16 protein-coding genes are annotated in these 18,089 nt (G+C 63.9%); 2 read left to right on the forward strand and 14 right to left on the reverse strand.

What is annotated here, in order from left to right:
• The first annotated feature begins 3 nt into the window (after nt 1–3).
• On the forward strand, nt 4–780 hold the full coding sequence (locus AAF563_15895; GenBank protein ID MEM7122763.1) for a carbon-nitrogen hydrolase family protein: 777 nt from the start codon (nt 4–6) through the stop codon (nt 778–780).
• On the opposite strand, the gene AAF563_15900 is transcribed toward AAF563_15895, so the two are convergent.
• Entirely contained in the window at nt 775–2,031 is a 1,257-nt protein-coding gene (locus tag AAF563_15900; GenBank protein MEM7122764.1) for an MFS transporter, read from the reverse strand. The two genes, AAF563_15895 and AAF563_15900, sit on opposite strands and share 6 nt — an antisense overlap.
• A 159-nt stretch (nt 2,032–2,190) precedes the next feature.
• Here AAF563_15900 and AAF563_15905 point away from each other — a divergent pair, with 159 nt between their 5' ends.
• The gene (locus tag AAF563_15905) at nt 2,191–2,688 is read left to right on the forward strand and encodes an N-acetyltransferase (protein ID MEM7122765.1); all 498 of its coding nucleotides are present in this window, start codon (nt 2,191–2,193) and stop codon (nt 2,686–2,688) included.
• Between the two features lie 29 nt (nt 2,689–2,717).
• On the opposite strand, the gene AAF563_15910 is transcribed toward AAF563_15905, so the two are convergent.
• From AAF563_15910 to AAF563_15970, 13 genes are all read right to left on the reverse strand, one after another.
• Nucleotides 2,718–4,787, reverse strand: a complete 2,070-nt coding sequence (locus AAF563_15910; protein ID MEM7122766.1) for an FAD-dependent oxidoreductase — start codon at nt 4,785–4,787, stop codon at nt 2,718–2,720.
• A gap of 2 nt (nt 4,788–4,789) precedes the next feature.
• The gene (locus AAF563_15915; GenBank protein MEM7122767.1) at nt 4,790–6,871 is read right to left on the reverse strand and encodes an FAD-dependent oxidoreductase; all 2,082 of its coding nucleotides are present in this window, start codon (nt 6,869–6,871) and stop codon (nt 4,790–4,792) included.
• An 83-nt stretch (nt 6,872–6,954) separates the two neighbouring features.
• Nucleotides 6,955–8,397 carry a metallophosphoesterase gene (locus AAF563_15920; GenBank protein ID MEM7122768.1) on the reverse strand — a complete coding sequence of 481 codons (1,443 nt, stop codon included), beginning with the start codon at nt 8,395–8,397 and terminating at the stop codon, nt 6,955–6,957.
• Nucleotides 8,387–8,884, reverse strand: a complete 498-nt coding sequence (locus AAF563_15925; GenBank protein MEM7122769.1) for a hypothetical protein — start codon at nt 8,882–8,884, stop codon at nt 8,387–8,389. The genes AAF563_15920 and AAF563_15925 overlap by 11 nt, the downstream gene beginning before the upstream one ends.
• A 12-nt stretch (nt 8,885–8,896) precedes the next feature.
• A complete protein-coding gene (locus AAF563_15930) occupies nt 8,897–9,094 on the reverse strand; it encodes a hypothetical protein (GenBank protein MEM7122770.1) in 198 nt (65 codons plus the stop codon).
• 58 nt (nt 9,095–9,152) lie between these two features.
• On the reverse strand, nt 9,153–10,304 hold the full coding sequence (locus tag AAF563_15935) for a thiolase (protein MEM7122771.1): 1,152 nt from the start codon (nt 10,302–10,304) through the stop codon (nt 9,153–9,155).
• The gene (locus AAF563_15940) at nt 10,301–10,663 is read right to left on the reverse strand and encodes an OB-fold domain-containing protein (GenBank protein ID MEM7122772.1); all 363 of its coding nucleotides are present in this window, start codon (nt 10,661–10,663) and stop codon (nt 10,301–10,303) included. The genes AAF563_15935 and AAF563_15940 overlap by 4 nt, the downstream gene beginning before the upstream one ends.
• On the reverse strand, nt 10,660–11,520 hold the full coding sequence (locus tag AAF563_15945; protein MEM7122773.1) for a MaoC/PaaZ C-terminal domain-containing protein: 861 nt from the start codon (nt 11,518–11,520) through the stop codon (nt 10,660–10,662). Before AAF563_15945 ends, AAF563_15940 begins: the two co-directional genes overlap by 4 nt.
• Nucleotides 11,510–12,388 (reverse strand): MaoC/PaaZ C-terminal domain-containing protein, encoded by an 879-nt coding sequence (locus AAF563_15950; GenBank protein MEM7122774.1) that lies wholly within the window; start codon nt 12,386–12,388, stop codon nt 11,510–11,512. The genes AAF563_15945 and AAF563_15950 overlap by 11 nt, the downstream gene beginning before the upstream one ends.
• Nucleotides 12,385–13,290, reverse strand: coding sequence for an SDR family NAD(P)-dependent oxidoreductase (locus tag AAF563_15955; protein ID MEM7122775.1), 906 nt, complete (start codon nt 13,288–13,290; stop codon nt 12,385–12,387). The genes AAF563_15950 and AAF563_15955 overlap by 4 nt, the downstream gene beginning before the upstream one ends.
• Before the next feature lie 25 nt (nt 13,291–13,315).
• The gene (locus AAF563_15960) at nt 13,316–14,092 is read right to left on the reverse strand and encodes an MBL fold metallo-hydrolase (protein MEM7122776.1); all 777 of its coding nucleotides are present in this window, start codon (nt 14,090–14,092) and stop codon (nt 13,316–13,318) included.
• A 110-nt stretch (nt 14,093–14,202) separates the two neighbouring features.
• On the reverse strand, nt 14,203–15,864 hold the full coding sequence (locus AAF563_15965; protein ID MEM7122777.1) for a hydantoinase B/oxoprolinase family protein: 1,662 nt from the start codon (nt 15,862–15,864) through the stop codon (nt 14,203–14,205).
• Nucleotides 15,865–15,893: 29 nt separating this feature from the next.
• Nucleotides 15,894–17,939 (reverse strand): hydantoinase/oxoprolinase family protein, encoded by a 2,046-nt coding sequence (locus AAF563_15970; GenBank protein ID MEM7122778.1) that lies wholly within the window; start codon nt 17,937–17,939, stop codon nt 15,894–15,896.
• Nucleotides 17,940–18,089: the final 150 nt, after the last annotated feature.

Consider the following 18,089-nt stretch of genomic DNA (forward strand, 5'->3'; position numbering starts at 1 on the left):
GCGATGCGCGCCGGGATCTATCAGGGCGCCTGCGCCGGCTTGACGCCGCGCGAGCGCGTAGATCGGCTACGCACTGCCATCGATGGCAGTGACCTCGATCTCGTCGTCTGCCCGGAACTGTTCGCCTCCGGCTATAACGTCGGTGAGCTGCTGCACGAACGCGCCGAGCCACGCGGTGGACCGGTCATGACGGCGATGGGTGAGGTTGCCCGGGCACAAGGCACCGCAATCGTCTATGGTTATCCCGAGCGCGACGGCGACACCGTTTACAACGCGGCGGCCGTAATCGGCGCGACCGGGGAACTCGTGGCGAACCACCGCAAAACCGTCCTGCCGCCCGGCATGGAGCCCGAGCACTTTGCACCCGGCGATACCATGACTGTGTTCTCTCTGGACGATGTCCGGTGCTGCGCCCTGATTTGCTATGAGGCCGAGTTTCCCGAGGCTGTGCGCGCCGCCGCCGAAGCAGGCGTCCATGTCATTGTCGCGCCGACCGCCTTGGCCGAACAATGGCGGTCGGTGGCGATGCAACTCATGCCGACCCGGGCATTTGAGAACGGTGTCTGGCTGCTCTATGCCAACCATGCGGGCGTCGAGAACGGCGCGCGTTATCTGGGCGCGAGCTGCATCGCCGCACCCGACGGCAGCGACGCGGCGCGTGCCGGCAGCGACGAAGAGCTCATCGTCGCGGACCTCGATATGGAACGCGTAACCGCGATGCAGGCCCGGCTGCCCTATCTGCGCGACATTGGGGCCCTGCGCGCTGCTGTTAGATCATGAACCGCCCTGCTCCGGCCGCAGGACCGCTCTCACGGCCGGCGTCCGCCAGACAAGGGCAATCAAAATCAAAGACAGAAGCCCTGATCCCATCGCGAGAAAGAATGGCGATCGAATGTCGATGGCGGTCAGTTCACCGCCGATCAGGGATGTCAGGCCCGCGCCCAGCGTCCACAGCGCCGTCTGCACGCCCATCACCCAGCCCTGTTCGCTGGCGTCGACACTGGCCGAATAGAGGCTGAGCAGGCACGGGTATCCGATAGCGAAGCCAATCGCCAACGGCACGATCGCGACATAGACGACAGCCGGTGACGGTGCGAATGCAATCGCGGTCGTCGCCAGCAGCATGACGGCTCCGGCGCCAACGACGATGGTCAACTTCGAGAAGCGGTCGTTGGCGATGGCGACCAGATACGAACTCGACACGATGAGCGCGGCGCCGAAGACAAGCAACGCCATGCTTGTACCCAGCGTGCCGATGGCGAACCGGCTGGACAGCAGGTTGTCGACAAAGACGAAGCAGGTGTTCCAGACGAACATGAAGAAAAAGAAGACGAACGAAATGCGCAGCACAGCGGCCTTTTGCGTCGCCCGCCAAAGCAAACGGAACACGTCAAGCGGACCGATCTTGAGCGGCGCCCGCTCCTTTAGCTTGTCATCAAAGAAGAAGGCGATCAGGAACGCCGCGACCAGTACCAACACCATCGCAGCGTAAAACGGCAGATTAAGCGAGGCGATACCGCCAAGCAGCGCCGTGTCGGACAGGACGCCAGCCAGGATCGGGCCAGCGACCAGTCCGATGCTCAAGGCCGCGACGCTGTAGCCCATGTTGCGTGTCTTGATCGCATCGTCATCGCTGAGGTCCGCCAGCGACGCCTGGGCGATCGGTATGCTGCCGGCCGTGAAGCCAGTGATGACACGTCCCAGCACCATCAGCCACAGGCTGCCGACCATGACGGCAAGGATGGTCAGCACGTAACCGGCAAACGCGCCGGCAAGGCAGATCAGGATACCGTTCTTGCGTCCGATGCTGTCGGAGAGCTTGGAGATGTAGACCGCGCCCAAAAACCAGGAGAGGTAGAAGACACCGATGACCAGACCAAAGCTGAAATGGCGCTCTGATGTCGACGCACTCTGCGACAACAGACCTGTACCGGGATCCATCACCAACGTATTGATGATCGGCAGGATCAGCCCCTGACCCGCGACATCGACCATGATGACAAAGAGCAGTCCCAGTACGGACAAGTTCATCCGGCCGTCCCCCCACGGCAACCTGACTGCGCGGACCTCCGTGGTCCAAGCAGCCACATCAGCTCACGCGACACACTGACAGGATCCCGGCGGCATTGTCACGATAACAATCTAGCGGTTGCGACTACACCGCCTGAACGTTCATCGTTGAGCCGCGCCATGATCATACGACCGGCCACAGAATCCGATAAAGCAGCCATCGCGACCGTTCACGCGGCAAGTTGGCGCGAAGCCTATCGCGATATCTTGCCCGCGGCCTATTTGGGCAACGACGTCGGCAATGACCTCGCCACACAGTGGCACGACAGGGTCGTTACCAAGGATGATGTCGTGTTGGTCCTTGAGGACCCGGATATCGTCGGCTTTATCGCGGTGTGGTGTGAGCCCGACCCGTTCATCGACAATCTGCATGTGCTGCCGGAACGCCGCTCAGGCGGCCTTGGTCGGCAGCTCATGGCGCACGCGGCGTCTGAGCTCATCGAACGCGACCATGCGTCCGCCCATCTCTGGGTGCTCAAGGACAACCGGCGCGCACGGGCGTTCTACGGAAGAATTGGCGGCCAGGAAGCCGAAACCAAGACGAAGCCGATCTTTGGCCACGACCTCCCGCACGTGAAGATCGTGTGGACCGATCTGACGAGCATCAACGCCTCCTAGTCGCCACGACGAAGCGGTGCGCCTGCCGGTCAGAAATCCGCCGATAGCGCGGTCAACTCGCGGCGGAAGGGAATGTCGCCCATGGGTTCCGCGCCGAGTTCACGGGCATAGCGGTGCCCTTCGTAGACCGCCGCCGCGATTGTCGCCGGACCATAGCAGTCACCGATACGGCGCACCGACGTAATCCCGGCATCGGCCAAGCCTTCTTGATTGGCCACCAGCTCCCAATAGACCTGATCGATCGGCTCTCGCGACGTTACCATCACGACGGCGGACGCCGGCACCGAGCGTTCACGCTCGGTATAGCCGCACGCCAGCGTGACATCGCGATTGCCAATGACGCGCAGGGTGTGGCTGAGGATGATGTCGACCCCGATCTCCATCAAGCGCGCCTGGATACGCGTCTGTTCCAGAGTCTGATCGGTCCAGGCCGAGACCTTTGCCTCAGGCGTCACGAGGACAACGTCGGCACCATCGGCACGAAGCTTCTCGGCGATCAGGCCGCCCATGTAGTAATGGTCGTCGTCGTAGACGAGGACAGGTCCCTCCGGCGTGGTACCGGCCATGATGTCGTCGGGCGTGAAAACGTTGGCGCCGTCGGTGCCGGGAATCGGAAACTGGTGGGCGCGCCCAAAGCCGTCGCGACGCCACGTCGCGCCGGTCGCCAAGGCCACGCTTGATGCGCCGAACTCCCTGATCTGCGCCGCGTCCAACGCGCTTCCCGGATACATCATGACATTGGGCATTTGCTGGAGCTGATAGGTCCGGTAGTCGCGAACTCGGGCCCACGCGCTCAATCCCGGCAATTTGCTTTCTCGGGTCACACGGCCGCCCGGCTCATCCGCGGCATCCGCCAGCGTCACGTCATAGCCGCGCTGGCCCAACGCGCGCGCGGCCTCAAGACCGGCCGGCCCGGCGCCGACGATCAACACCGTATCGTCGGTCGACTTCGGCTCGATGCGCTCGGGATGCCAACCCTTTCGCCATTCCTCGCCCTTCGTCGGGTTCTGGGTGCAGCGCATGGGCGCGGTCGACATGTCCCAGCTGACGCAGACATTGCACCCGATGCACTCGCGAATGTCCTCGATGCGCCCTTCTTCGATCTTCTTGGGCAGGAAGGGATCGGCGATCGACGGGCGCGCCGCGCCGATCATGTCCATGATGCCTTTCTTGATGACGGAGACCATGCGGTCGGCAGATGTGTAACGTCCGACGCCGACGACCGGTTTGGTCGTCACCTTCTTAACGAACTCGATGAACGGTTCCTGGAACCCTTCCTCGGAAAAACGGCTGGTCTGCGAATCGTTGTGCCACTCGGCAACGTTGACGTCCCACAGGTCGGGCAATTCGGCCAGCATCTCGATGATCTCGCGGCCCTCCTTGTCCCATTCCATACCGTCGGCGCCACGCAGTTCATCAACCGCGAAACGTGCGACGACACCCATGGTGTCGCCGACCGCATCCTTTGCTTCCTCGGTGATCTCACGGAACAGGCGCACGCGGTTCTCCAGGCTGCCACCGTATTCATCGGTGCGGTGGTTGTAGCGACGCAGCATGAACTGGCCGGCGAGCGACAGATTGTGTGCGGCGTAGCAGCAGACGATGTCGAAGCCCGCCTTTTTTGAACGCTTCACGGCGTCCAGGTGCCAGCGGCGGTAATCGCGTATGTCCTGCTTGTCCATGGCGCGCGCCTGCACCGGGAACGTGCCGACGACCGGCATGTGACTCGGGAAGATCGGCACCTCGCGGCTATAGGCATTGGTGACGAACTTGCCGTTGTGGGTCAGTTCGATCAGGGCCAGCGAGTCATGCTCATGGACCGCATCGCACATGCGCGCGAGGTAGGGGATGTCCTCGTCCGACCACAGGCGGCCCTCGGTTGCCGGGGTGATGTCCGCCGTCGGGTGAATATCGATCTGCTCGGTCGCAATGACCGCCCAACCGCCTTCGGCCTTGACGCCGCGCATGCGCGCCATGCTGGAGGGAAAGGTACGGCCCATGCCATTGCAATGGGGCACCTGATAGAACCGGTTGCGTGCGGTGACAGGCCCGATCTGGACCGGCTCGAAAAGAATGTCGTAGCGGGGGTCACGTGTCATGGTCAGTTCACCGGCCAGTCGTTGCTGAGTTCCACCACCTCGCGCCGGAACGGCACCTCGTCGATCAAAGGCGGCGCATCCATCTCGCGGGCGTACTTGTGGCCACTATAGACGGCAGTCGCAATCAGGCCAGGTGCCAGGCAGTCGCCGATGCGCGTTACCGAGCGAATGCCGGCGGAGTCGAGGGCATCGGAGTCGGCCATCAGGTCGTGATAAAGACTATCTTCCGGCCGACGCATGGTTACCAGGATAGCGCTGCCACACGATACGTTCTGACGGCGACCAGTATAGACACAGGCCAACTCCACGCCGCCATTTGCGATGGCCGCGACGCTTTGCGCTGTGTAGACGGCGACATTCAGTTCCAAGAGGCGGGCCTGGATGCGCCCCTGTTCCATGGTATTGTGGGTCCAGGTCGCGACATCGGCGGCCGGTGTCACATAGGCGACCTCGTGACCGTCGGCGCGAAGCTTCTCCGCCAGGACGCTCGCCATGAAGTAGTACTCGTCATCAAAAATCACGACAGGGCCCGTCATGGCAGCGCCGGCGATAACATCGTCTGGCGAAAAGACGTGATTGCCGTCTGAGCCGGTTATGGCGCGTCGATGGGTTTCGCCGATACCGTCACGTGTCCACGACGACCCGGTCGCCAGGACCACATGGTCGAAACCGAACTCACGCACGTGGTCGGCGTTCAGGCGGCTGTCCAGAAAGACCTCAACGTTCGTCATGTTCTGGATCTGGCCAATGCGATAGTCGCGCACACGTGCCCACGACGACAGTCCCGGAAGCTGACTGACCCTGTTCAGGTGGCCGCCCAACTCCGTTTCGGCCTCGGCCAACGACACCGCGTAGCCGCGCTGGCCCAGCGCGCGGGCGCATTCAAGCCCGGCCGGGCCGGCGCCGACAATCAGGACGCTGTCGTCGCTCTCCTGCGGCGCGATGTGCTCGGGATGCCAACCGCGACGCCACTCTTCACCCTTGGTCGGGTTCTGGGTGCAGCGCATGGGCATGAACATGTAGTCGCCGGAGACGCAGATGTTGCAGCCGATGCACTCGCGGATGTCTTCGATACGGCCTTCCTCGATCTTCTTCGGCAGGAACGGATCGGCAATCGACGGGCGCGCCGCGCCGATCATGTCCAGCACGCCTTTGTTTACCAGACCGACCATGCGGTCGGCGCTGGTATAGCGGCCGACACCGACCACCGGCTTCGACGTCTTGCTCTTGACGAAGCCGATGAATTCCTCCTGGAACCCCTCCTCGGCGAACCGCGCGGTCTGGGAGTCGTTGTCCCATTCGCTGATGTTGACGTCCCAGAGGTCGGGCAATTCGGCAAGCAGCTCGACGACGGCCGTTCCATCGTCCTTCGCCACGATGCCCTGATCGCCAGCCAATTCATCGACGGCGAAACGCACCGCGACCGCCATGGTATCGCCGACCGCCTCCTTGGTATCCTCGATCACCTCGCGCATCAGCCGCGTGCGGTTCTCGATGCTGCCGCCGTACTCGTCGGTGCGGAAGTTGTAGCGGCGCGAAATGAAATGCTGCATCAAGCACAGGTTATGGCCCGCGTAGACATAGACGATATCGAAACCAGCGTCGCGGGCACGCAGCGCCGCTTGCTTGTGCCAGCGCCGGAAGTTCTTGATGTCGGTCTTGTCCATGGCGCGCGCTTGGCCCGGCTCGCTGCCGAAGACCGGCATGGCGGACGGCGCCATCACAATCTCGCGCGACAGCCGGTTGTGGCCGGCCGGCCCGCCATAGACCAGTTCACAGCCTGCAAGCGCGCCATGGCGGTGCACCGCCTCGGTCATGCGTGCCATGATCGGAATGTCCTGCTCGCTCCACAACCGCGCCTCGATCGCCGGCGTGACATCGCCGGTGGCGTGAAAGTCGCACTCCTCGGTGCAGATGACCGCCCAGCCGCCTTCGGCCTTGATGCCGCGCATCGCCGCCATGGCGCTTGGGTACTGCACGCCCATGCCGTTGCAGTGGGGAACTTGGTAGAAGCGGTTGCGTGCCTGGACCGGTCCGATCTGAACAGGCTCGAACAACACGTCGTAGCGCGGGTCTCGACTCATCGATCATCCCGTAGAGGTCTGTTGTCCGCACTCTAGCCGGTCTCTTCGGCCCGTCTCAAACGATCTATGGTTGTGAAATCACCTCAAGGGCCAAGCCGACAGACCCCGTCCCAGCCCACCGGCAGCGAGCAGACGGCGATGACGCGACCTGTGGCGGTTCCGTCCGGCCTGAAGCTGTGCACTTCGCCCTTCATGGTGCCATCGGCCTTCAGCGTCATATCGAGATAGCCAAAGTGGTCCGGACTGATGTTGGCCGACAGTGACAGCACGGAGGCCGGCTCGCCGTCGACATCGGTCTCGTAAGGACTGTTCAGAAGATTGATGTCCAGTGTACCACCGGAATTGCCGATAATAAGCTGCGGCGGACGGTCATCATCGAACGTGACCGCCTGAAACTCGTGTACATGGCCACTCAGCACCAGCGTGATGGACGGCGGCAACGATGACATCAGAGACTGTTTGAGTGCGCGCTGCAGCGCCGCGTTAAGCTGCACAACCTCCGACTCGCCTTCATAGTGAACCGCTGTCCAAATGGGATGGTGCGTGATCAGCCAGACCGGCTTCTCCGAGCCACGGGCGAGCGCGGCGACCTGGTCGAATTGTTGGGCGTAGACGCGCGCCTGATACGCGAAGGACGCCTCGTCCTGGAACGCCGTTTCGTCGCAGGCATTGGCTGAATCCATGATGACGACGCGGATCGGCCCTAGGTCGAGCGCATAGGCGCCGGTCTGCACGGTCAGGGCGTCACAAACCGGCAGGGCACGATAGGGATCGAGCAACACCGAGCGGGGATCAAGGAGATAAAACCATCCCCGCCCCGCACGGCTGCAAAGCTCATGATTACCGCGCGCGATCACCCAAGGCGCAGTCGCCATCAGCGCCGATGCGGGCTCAAAAACATCCAGCCACCATGTCTGCCATGTATCGCCGGCCGTCGTGTTGACCCACGGCCGGCCAGGTCGAGGCATGCAGCTGTCGTAGGTCGTCTGGCCGTCGACTTCCTTCTGCGGCGTACCGCGATAGTTCCAGTCGCCAACATGGATGACCAGATCGGGATTGCCCGCAGCCGCGTGCGCGGCGATGCCGGCAAACGGCCACTCCGAAGCGCAGTCCTGTGTGGCGCCCCCATCGCAACCACTGTCACCGATAACGACCAAACGTTCGGGCTCAGACGTGTAGCTGGGCAGTACCACCCCGTCGATCGCGGCGCGGACCCCGAGTGGCATGACCGCCTCGCACACGGTTACCGGAAAAGCCTCCTCATCGGGATTGTCCCGCGTTGTCGAGTTGAGCGTTCCATCCACGTCACCATTCTGGTCAAGACGCTGGAAAGCGGGACACGCCAGACCAGTGCCCTCCAAGATCACCCTGGCGAGGGTGGTTGTTTCTTCGTTGACGGGATCATAGGTGACAATGACGTAGCGCGCCGCGATGTCACCATGATCGGCCCAAGCGGTCGGACCGGAAATCAAAGAAGCCAAGGCAATGACTACGGCGCCGAGCCGCGTGATCGGACTAGTCTTCAAAGGCTCTCCTGGCCGCCTCCTCGCCGAACAGATCGGCGATCGCTTGGGGTCCCGCGCGCTTGCCGATCTCGATAAACCGCTCGTTCTCTTCGGCACGCCAAATCATGCGCTCCGAATAGGCCGGCATCAGTTGCTCCTTGCGCCGGCGCATGTAACCGCCGAGGCTTTCCTCAAGCGCCGCCTCGACATCATCCGGTCGCGTCCAGGCGGCCTTGTACAAAATCAGGCCGCCACGGCCGACGATCCACGTCATGTTCGGCAACTGGCCGTAGCCGTTGTGGCAGGCCCCGTCGAGCGTATCGATCAACACCGGACGCTGGATGTTCTGTTCCCCAACGAAGGCACGCGCGTGCTCGCGCTTCATATCCATCGAGTCATGGGGTGGCAGGAATTCACCCGGATGGGCCTCGCGCACATAGATGAAGACCGATCGCACGGACCGATCGGCGTACCGGCCGGCGATGTCTTCCATCGCCGCGGCCGCCATGGTGCAGTAGGCTCAGGAGTAGCTGCCGAACTCCATGATGACGGCGTCGCGCTTCCACAGCTCCTTTAAATGCACGGTATCGCCGGTCGCCAGATCGTCGAGCGCGAAGTCCGGCGCGACGGTCCCGGCGTTCGGCGCCTCGTAGAAACGCGAGAACTTCTCCATGTCCTCGTCTGTCGGCGCAAAGACCGAATAGTTGTACCCGTCCATGGCTCCTCCTCAGTCCGATAGAAGGATATCAACACGGCGGGCCGCCACGGTCCAGGCATCACAGCGTGGCGGCGTTGCCCCAGATTGCCGTCACCTGGCTCGACAGATGGCCGCCATTGCCGTGACTGACGGCCGTCTCGGTGCCACCGACTTGGCGCTCGCCCGCCTCGCCACGCAGTTGCTGTATGGCTTCGATGACGGTGAAGATGCCGTACATGCCGGGATGCACGCATGACAGGCCACCGCCATTGGTGTTGACCGGCAGACTGCCGCCCGGCGCGATGGCACCGCTGGCGGCGAAGGGACCGCCTTCCCCCTTGGCGCAAAAACCGAGATCCTCCAGGAACAGAACCGTGTTGATGGTGAAGGCGTCATAAAGTTCGGCGACATCGATCTCGGCCGGTGACAAGCCTGCCATGGCGAATGCCCGGACGCCGCTTTCCGTTGCCGCCGTCACCGTCAGATCGGGCATCTGCGAGATCTGGCGGTGCCAGTGCGCCTGACCGACACCCAACAGATAAACCGGCGGTTTCGGCTGATCGCCGGCGTGGTCGGCACGCGTCAGAACGATCGCGCCGGCGCCGTCGGTTACCAGACAGCAATCGCGCACGCTGAGGGGATCGCAAACCAAGCGGCTGGCGAGGACATCATCGACCGTCAGGGGATCGCGCATCATGGCGTCCGAGTTGAGCGCCGCCCATTGACGCGCGGCGACCGCGACCTCGGCCAGTTGCTCACGTGTCGTGCCGAACTCATACATGTGACGCGACGCCGCAAGCGCATAGGAACTGATCGGATAGCGCGGGCCATAAGGCGTCTCGTAAATCAACGGTTCGCCGGTCGACGGCGATACCAGGCGACCGGCAGCGCTGCGCTGGTTGCTGCCGTAGCAGATAAGCGCGACATCGCACAAACCGGCATCGAGCGCCAAGGCGGCCCACAACAGGTGCGCGACCGGCGACGACCCGCCAATCTGCGTGCCGTCGCTGACCTTGGGCCTGATGCCCAGGTATTCGCCGACATTCAGTGGCGCAAAAATGTTCTGCAGATTGGCGGTGAACAATCCGTCGACATCGCCAAGCGTCAGGCCGGCATCGTCCAGCGCATCCTTGACCGCCATCGCGGTCAGATCGAGATGGCTGAAGCCCGGCGCCTCACCCAGGCCGGCCAGGCCGACACCAACCGCCGCGGTCTTGCCGCGCAAGCTCATGCCAGATCGAAGACGACGAAGGGTTCGCCGTCCTGCTTCGTGATCCTAGCCGTGACCGACATGCCGATCTCGACGTCCTCGGGCGCCAGCCCTTCGACGCGACTGGTCAGCCGGACGCCTTCTTCCAGGTCGACCATGCAGAGGTTGTAGGGCGGACCCTGTTCCGGTCGGCGGCGGATGACCGTTGTGGCATAGACCGTGCCCCTGCCGGACACCTGCCGCCACGTCAGGTCATCGCTGCCGCAATAGGGGCACAGGATGCGCGGGAAGAAGACATACCGTCCGCACCCGCCGCATTGCTGGATGTGCAGGGCTCCGGCTTCCAGGTAGGCGGCGTACTGTGCGTCCGGCCCGGTCATGACGCCAGTTCCACCAAGCCGTTGTTCAAGACGACGGCATCGCGGTCGTCGACGCGCGCGCGCAGCGACACGGTCGTGCCGTCGACCCACAGCTCTGTGCGGATCGTCTCGCCGGGGAACACCGGCGCGGAAAACCGCACGTCGAACCGTTTGAGGCGCGTGGGGTCATAGTCGCACAGGGTCTTCAAGACCGCATGCCCGGCGATACCGAACGTGCAGAGCCCATGCAGGATCGGACGGTCGAAACCGGCCGCCTTGGCAACGTCGGGATCGGCATGGAGCGGGTTATCGTCACCATTGAGCCGGTAGAGCAAGGCCTGCTGCGGCAAAGTCGGGAGATCGCAGACGTGATCGGGATCGCGTTCGGGCATCGGATGGGGCTGGCGCACCGGACCGGACGGCCCGCCAAAGCCACCGTCGCCGCGCGCGAACGTCGTGCGCCGGATGGTCGCGACCGGCTGGTTCGTCGAGGCGTCGATGATGTCGCGCAGCATATAAAGCAGCGCACCACGGCCCTCGCCTTTGTCAATAATCTCCTCGACCCGGCTGCGCGTCAGGAACGTGCCTTCGGCGGGGATCGCGCGATGTAGCGTCAGGCTCTCCTCGCCGTGGACGACCTTCTTCCAATCGACACCGGTCTTGGGATCACGCAGCCAGAACCCCGGCGGTGTCAGAACCACCGCCATGGTCGGCAAGGCCTTCATCTCCTTTTCGTAAACGAAGCGGAGTTCGTTCTCGTCGACCGGATCGTGACCGACACCGACGCCCAGCGCGTAGAGCGCTGTCTGTTGCCAGGTCCAGGTCCGCGTTTCCTCGGGAAACGACCAAGCCTTCAGGGATTCGTAGTCAATGGCCACCGGCATGTCCTTTCAAGTCGGCGCGACCATTGGCCAACACGACGATGTCGCGGCCAGCCGCGCGGGTTTCAAACCAAACGGCCGAACCGTCGCGCCAGATCAGGGTGCGCAATCTGTCACCGGGATAGACCGGGGCGCTGAAACGGCCATGGAAACGCTGAACGCGCTCGGGTTCATGGTCGCAGCAGCAGGCAACGACCGCGTGACAGGCGATGCCATAGGTCGCCAGACCGTGCAGGATAGGCCCATCGAACCCGGCATCGCGGGCGAACTTCGGCTCTACGTGCAGCGCGTAGTGATCGCCCGACAGGCGGTAGATCAATGCCGCCTGCGCCGCAACCGGCTGTTCGTGGATGGCATCCGGTTCGCGATCGGGCATCGCCGCGCGTTCCGGCACCGGTGGCGGTGGGCCGCCGAAGCCGCCAGCACCGATCAACACATCGGTCTGGCGCAACGTCGCAAGCGCCTGCCCCGAATCGGCATCGACCATCTCCTCTTCGATGACCAGAATGGCGTGGCTTCCCGAACCCCTGTCATAGAGGCCAACGACGCGGCTCTGTCCCTTGATTGTGCCTTCGGCGGGGATTGGCGCGTGCAGGGTGATCGTCTCGTCGCCGTGCACATTCGGCGCGGCCCCTAGACCTAGCGCGGGGTCGCTCAGCCAATGGTTGGAATCGCCGATGACCGTGGCGAAAGTCGGCAGCACCCGCGGTCCCCAGTCCTGGTAAACGAACGGCAGGACGTTGCGGTCGACGGGATCATGCCCGAGACCCAGGCCGAGGTGATAAAGCACGCTATCGTCAGCGGCATGACCCCTTTCGTACGGCGCGATCTCGAAGGATGCGACCTTGCCGGGATCGACGGTCACACGGGATCCCACGAGAAGACGTCGCCGGAAACGTCGAGATCGTAGAGATCGGATTTGAAGGCCGGCAGCATCTGATCGGCAAGCGCCTGAGGCGTCCAGCCGCCGTCGCGATGCAGCGAGCGCAGCGGCCGGGGCTGGCTGATCAGGAACACCTCGTCGCCACGGACGCAAAGGATCTGGCCTGACACGTCGGACGCCGCGTCGGACGCCAAAAACACCGCCATCGGCGCGATCTTGGCCGGCGTCAGCGATTTCAGCTTATCGACCCGCGCCTTCTGGTCCTCGGTTTCCGTCGGGATCGACCCGATCATGCGCGACCAGGCGAACGGCGCGATGCAGTTCGATCGCACGCCGAAGCGCGCCATATCGAGCGCGATGCCGCGCGACAGGCCGACGATACCCATCTTGGCCGCCGCGTAGTTGGCCTGACCGATGTTACCGATCAATCCGGATGTGGAGGTGAAGTGAACGAAGGCGCCAGAGCCCTGCTCGCGGAAATGCGCGGCGGCGGCGCGGCTGGTGTTGAAGCTGCCACGCAGGTGGACATCGATCACCGCTTCGAAATCGGCATGGCTCATCTTGTGAAAGATGGCGTCGCGCAGAATACCGGCGTTGTTGACCACCGCGTCGATGCGGCCGAAGGCATCCAGCGCCGCCGCGATCATGCGTTCGGCGCCCTTGGCGTCGGCGACGCTATCGGCGTTCAGCACCGCCCGACCACCGGCGTCCTTGATCGCAGCGACGACCTCGGCGGCTGGCCCCTCATTGGCGCCGGCGCCATCGAGCGACGCGCCGAGGTCATTGACCACGACAGCAGCACCTTCTTGCGCCATCAACAACGCGATCTCGCGCCCGATACCGCGGCCGGCACCGGTCACCAGGGCGACCTTGCCCGCCATCATGTCTCCGGCCATGAGCGTTCTCTCCCTAAGCCGCCGCGCGCATCTCCAGATAGCCGCGGCACAGTTCGACGAGGCGCTCGCGGCCGAAGCTGGGGTCGTGGCCGGCGTGGACCACGGTGACCGGCAGTTCCATCAGACGCTCGACCGTCTTGATGTAGGTCGGGATATCGGATTCAGGCAGCATGTCGAGCAGTGGTCCGTCATAGACGGAGTCACCGGAGAAGAGCGTGCCGGTCGCTGCTTCCCACAGACCAACGCTGCCGGGCGAGTGTCCCGGCAAATGCAGGACTTCGAACTTGCGGTTGCCGATCGAAACCTCGTCGCCTTCGTCGACCACGCGGGTCGGCTTGGCTGGTTCGACGCGATAGGCGCGCGCGTCGTAGCCCGGGTGCGGCAGCGCATCGATCAGGCAATCGGATATCTTGTAGCCGGAGTCTTCAATGCACTTGACGATCTCCGGGTCCATGTCTTCGCGATAGAGCGAGAAGCGATTATCCGCATCCTCCATGATCGCGGCCTCATGTTTGGAGACGATACGGTTCTCGAACTCGTGCAGCCCGCCGACATGATCGAAGTGGGTGTGCGTCGCAAACGCGATCACACCCTTGCCGAAGAGATCCTGGATCGCGGGTCTTAGCTCCTTGATGCCCATGCCGGTATCGACCAGTAGGTCAGTCTCAGATCCCCGCACATGCCAGATGTTGCAGCGGCCGAGCGGATCGACATGGGGCTCCCAAATCAGTGTGATGTCGTCGTCGATCTTCTTGCGCTCGAACCAGCGCTCGGCGATCTGGAAGGTCATGGTCCCGGCCCCTCGACGGTGATTGGATCAAAAATACGGCAGGCGCGGTGACGCCTACGTGGGATCGTACAGGCCAAGGCGGCCGACAACAAAGAAAGTGGTGTCAGGGTTCAAACGTACCCTTCGGCACGGTCGCGTTGGGCGAGCGCCGGGTCGCGCTTGGCCGGGTCGCCCCAGCCGCCGCCGCCCGCACCCCTCGTGCGCAGCACGTCGCCGCGCTTCAGGAGCAGTCCGACGATCTTGCTGCCGAGGTTCTCTTCGTTCGCCGTCTCCGGATTCTTGATCAGCATCGCCTTGCCGCCGGGACCGCCGCCGGCATAGCCCCACGGCGCGGTGTCATCGCGGGTCTCCTGGCAATAGCCGGTCAGAATGCCGCTTTCCGCCAGCACCTCGAAGTCGCGCTGGATGCCGAGTCCGCCACGGTGTTGGCCGACACCGCCGGAACCTTCGACAAGTTCCGTGCGCTGCACCCGGACCGGCGACAGCGTTTCCATGATTTCAGCCGAGAGAATGGCGCAGTTGCCGCCGTGGGTATCCACCGCGCTCAGCCCGTCGGCCTTCGGACCGCCGCCCATGCCGCCGCCCAGAATGTCCGCGATGATGTAGTAGGGCTGGCTGCCGTCATCGTTCGCCATCTCCGGTCGATCGTCGAAGCCGCCCAGGACAAAGGACGGGAACGACGTCTGGCACGCCGCCGCGGCATTTTCACCACCGACCGGCGCCAGCGCACGCAGGACCACGTCGGCCAGGGCCTGCTGGGTGATGTGGCGCACCGAGACGGCGGCCGGACGGATCGGATCGAAGATTGAACCCCGGCGCGTCGCGATCGTGACCGGCCGGTCGTTGCCCTGGTTCTGCGGCAGTTCCGGCGCAACGATGCACTTGACGGCGTAGTGGATCATGGAATGGGTTGAGGCCTCCGGACAGTTGAGTCCGTTGGCCCGCTGATCCTCCGATCCCGTCACGTCGACAGTCAGCGCGTCGCCGGTGACGATGACGGCGGCGTGCAGGCGGTTCGGTTGATCCGTCGTCACGTCGTCCTCGATGAAAACTTCGGCGTCATAAGTGCCGTCGGGGATCGCCTCGATAGCGCGGCGCATGAACGTCTCGTTGTAGTCGAGGCAGGCCCGACACAGGTCAGCGAAACCCCTGTTGCCGTAGCGCTCAGCCAGCTCCGACAAACGCCGTTCGCCGGTGCGGCAGCCGGCAATTTGGGCGCGGAGGTCGCCGGCGGAACCGTCGGGATCGCGAACGTTATTGGCGATGATGTCGAAGATCGCCTGGTTCGGCTTGCCCGCCTCGATCAACTTAAGCGGCGGCAAGATAATGCCCTCGGCAAACACCTCTAGATTGTCCGGGCCTTCCGAACCCGGCACCTTGCCGCCGATATCGACGTGGTGGGCGATGGTCGAGGTGATCGCGATCATCTCGCCATCGTGGAATACCGGGCTGAAAAGGCAGATATCCATGGTGTGCGTGCAGCCGTGATAGGGATCGTTGCACACGATGATGTCGCCGGGATTCCAGTCCTCACGCGGGATCGTCTTGAACATGTAGCCGATCGCCGTCGACATGATGCCAAGCTGAGCGGGAATGGTTTCGGCCTGACTCAGCATGTCGCCGTCGGGCGTGAAGAGGCCGCAGGCGTAATCGTACATGTCCCAGATGATTGACGAGAACGCCGCTCGGCGTAGCGCCATCGACATCTCCTCGGCGATCCCGGCGACCTGGTGCTGGAACACATCGCGGCTGATCGGATCGATGGCGGTCATGGTCGTTCTCCCCTCAGCGGCGTGGTCTGTCATGACGCCACCTTGATGCGGATGACACCGGTCGGCGCGACCGTCGCGCTCTGACCGTGTAGCAGCACGGTCGTGGTATCGCGCTGGATGATAACGGCGGGCCCGTCGATCTCGTGGCCTGGACATACGTCCTCACGACGGTAGACCGGCATGTTTTCGAACCCCTTGGCTGCGTCCAAGCATACCGGACGATGCCCGGCCGGTTTCGGAGAACCCGACGTCATGCCGTCCGCCTTGGCTAACGCCGCCTTGGGCGTGCGGCCGAAGGCATCGACACGCAGGTTGACGAACTCGACCGGCACCGTCTCGTCGGTGTGGCCATAGGCGCGCTCGTGCTGGCGGTGAAACGCGGCCGCGATATCGTCGGCCCGCCACCAGCCGACCGCGCCCGGCTCGGGCAGTGTCACCAAAAGTTCGTGGAACTGACCGACGCAGCGCATATCGGCGGCGAAACGAAAGTAGCGGTCGCCTTCCGATAAACCGTCGCGGGCCAGCGCGCCGTCGAGTTCCGCCTTCAGCGCCAGCAACCGTTCCGTCAACTCGCCTTCGTCGACCTTGGCGAAGCGCCGCTGCCAGGCAGCTTGGCGGGCGTGGCGAATGTCGGACATCAATAGGCCCTGGGCGGCGTAAACACCGGGTGATGTCGGCACCAACACCTCGGCCATGCCGAGATCGCGCGCCATGAAGGGCGCGTAGATCGGCCCCGCGCCGCCGAAAGCCAGCAACGCGAAGTCGCGGACATCGAGGCCGCGCTCGACGGAGAGCTTGCGGATCGCCTGGATCATGCCGGCATTGGCAACACGCACAATGCCCAGCGCCGCCTCCTCCAGAGACAGCCCCAGCGGTTCGGCGATCGTCTCCTGCACCGCGCGGCGGGCGAGATCGGCATCGAGCGCCATCTCACCGCCGAGGAACTCATCAGGGTCGAGAATGCCCAGCACAACGGCAGCATCGGTCACCGTCGCGTCGCTGCCACCCTGGCCGTAACAGGCAGGACCCGGATCGGCGCCCGCCGACTGCGGCCCAACCCGCAAGCCGCCACCCAGATCGACATGCGCGATCGAGCCGCCACCAGCGGAGATGGTCTCGATGTCGAGCGTCGGCAGGCGCAGCGGCTGGCCGTCAATCTCGCGTCCCATGACCATACGGGGCTCGCCATCGGCGACGACGGAGAAGTCGGCCGACGTGCCGCCCATGTCGAAGGTGACGAGATTGGCGACACCAAGCTCACCAGCCATGGCGGCGCCTGCAATGACGCCGCCCGCAGGCCCGGAAAGCAACATCGCCGCCGGGTTTTGACGCGCCGCCTCCGGCGTCGCGACACCACCGTCGCTGCGCATCAGCCGCAGCGGCGCGGCGACACCGTCGCCGGCAAGCGCCTGATCAAGGGTCGCGACGTAGCGATCGACCACCGGTCCGACATAACCGGCGACGGCCGTGGTGTTGGCCCGCGGGTACTCCTCGATCTGCGGGTTGACGCGGCTGGAGAGATAGATCGGCACGCCGGGCAACAGCTCGGCCAGATGCCGCTCGATCATCTCCTCCGGCCCGGCATCGAGATACGAAAAAGCGAGGCAAACGGCGACCGCTTCCGGGTCCAGTGCGGCGGTCTCCTCAGCGACCCGGCGCGCCTCGTCCTCGCCGAGCGCGGTCACCGGTTTGCCGAAGGCGTCCAGACGCTCCACGGCCTCAACCACGCGCGAACGCGGCACGACTGGCAGCGGTTTGGTCTGGGTCATCCGGTAGAGATGCGGCCGCAACTGATCGCCGATCTCCAAGACATCGCGAAAGCCGTCGGACACCACCATCGCGACCTTCGCGCCATTGCGCGTCAGGAACGCGTTGGTGCCGACCGTGAAACCGTGCACGAAAAGATCGACATCGGAAGGTTTGAGACCGGCGCTGTCGGTGACACGTCGAATCCCCTCCAGCACGGCATCGGCACTACCCGGGGTCGACGCGACCTTGTCCAGATGGACGCGATCGGAATCGATCAGGACGAGATCGGTAAACGTGCCGCCGACATCTGCCGAAAGATAGCGCATAGCCGGCAGGGTAGTGCATGGGTTGGCGGGCATCCACCGGCATAAACACGCGCATCGGCTGTTGACCGCAACGGGCAAACGCCCGTAAAAGCAAACCCATGTTCAAGCCACCGTTCCATCCCATGTCGAGACCGGCCGGCATCGCCGGCT

Source organism: Pseudomonadota bacterium, assembly GCA_039028155.1.
Classification (GTDB): domain Bacteria; phylum Pseudomonadota; class Alphaproteobacteria; order SP197; family SP197; genus JANQGO01.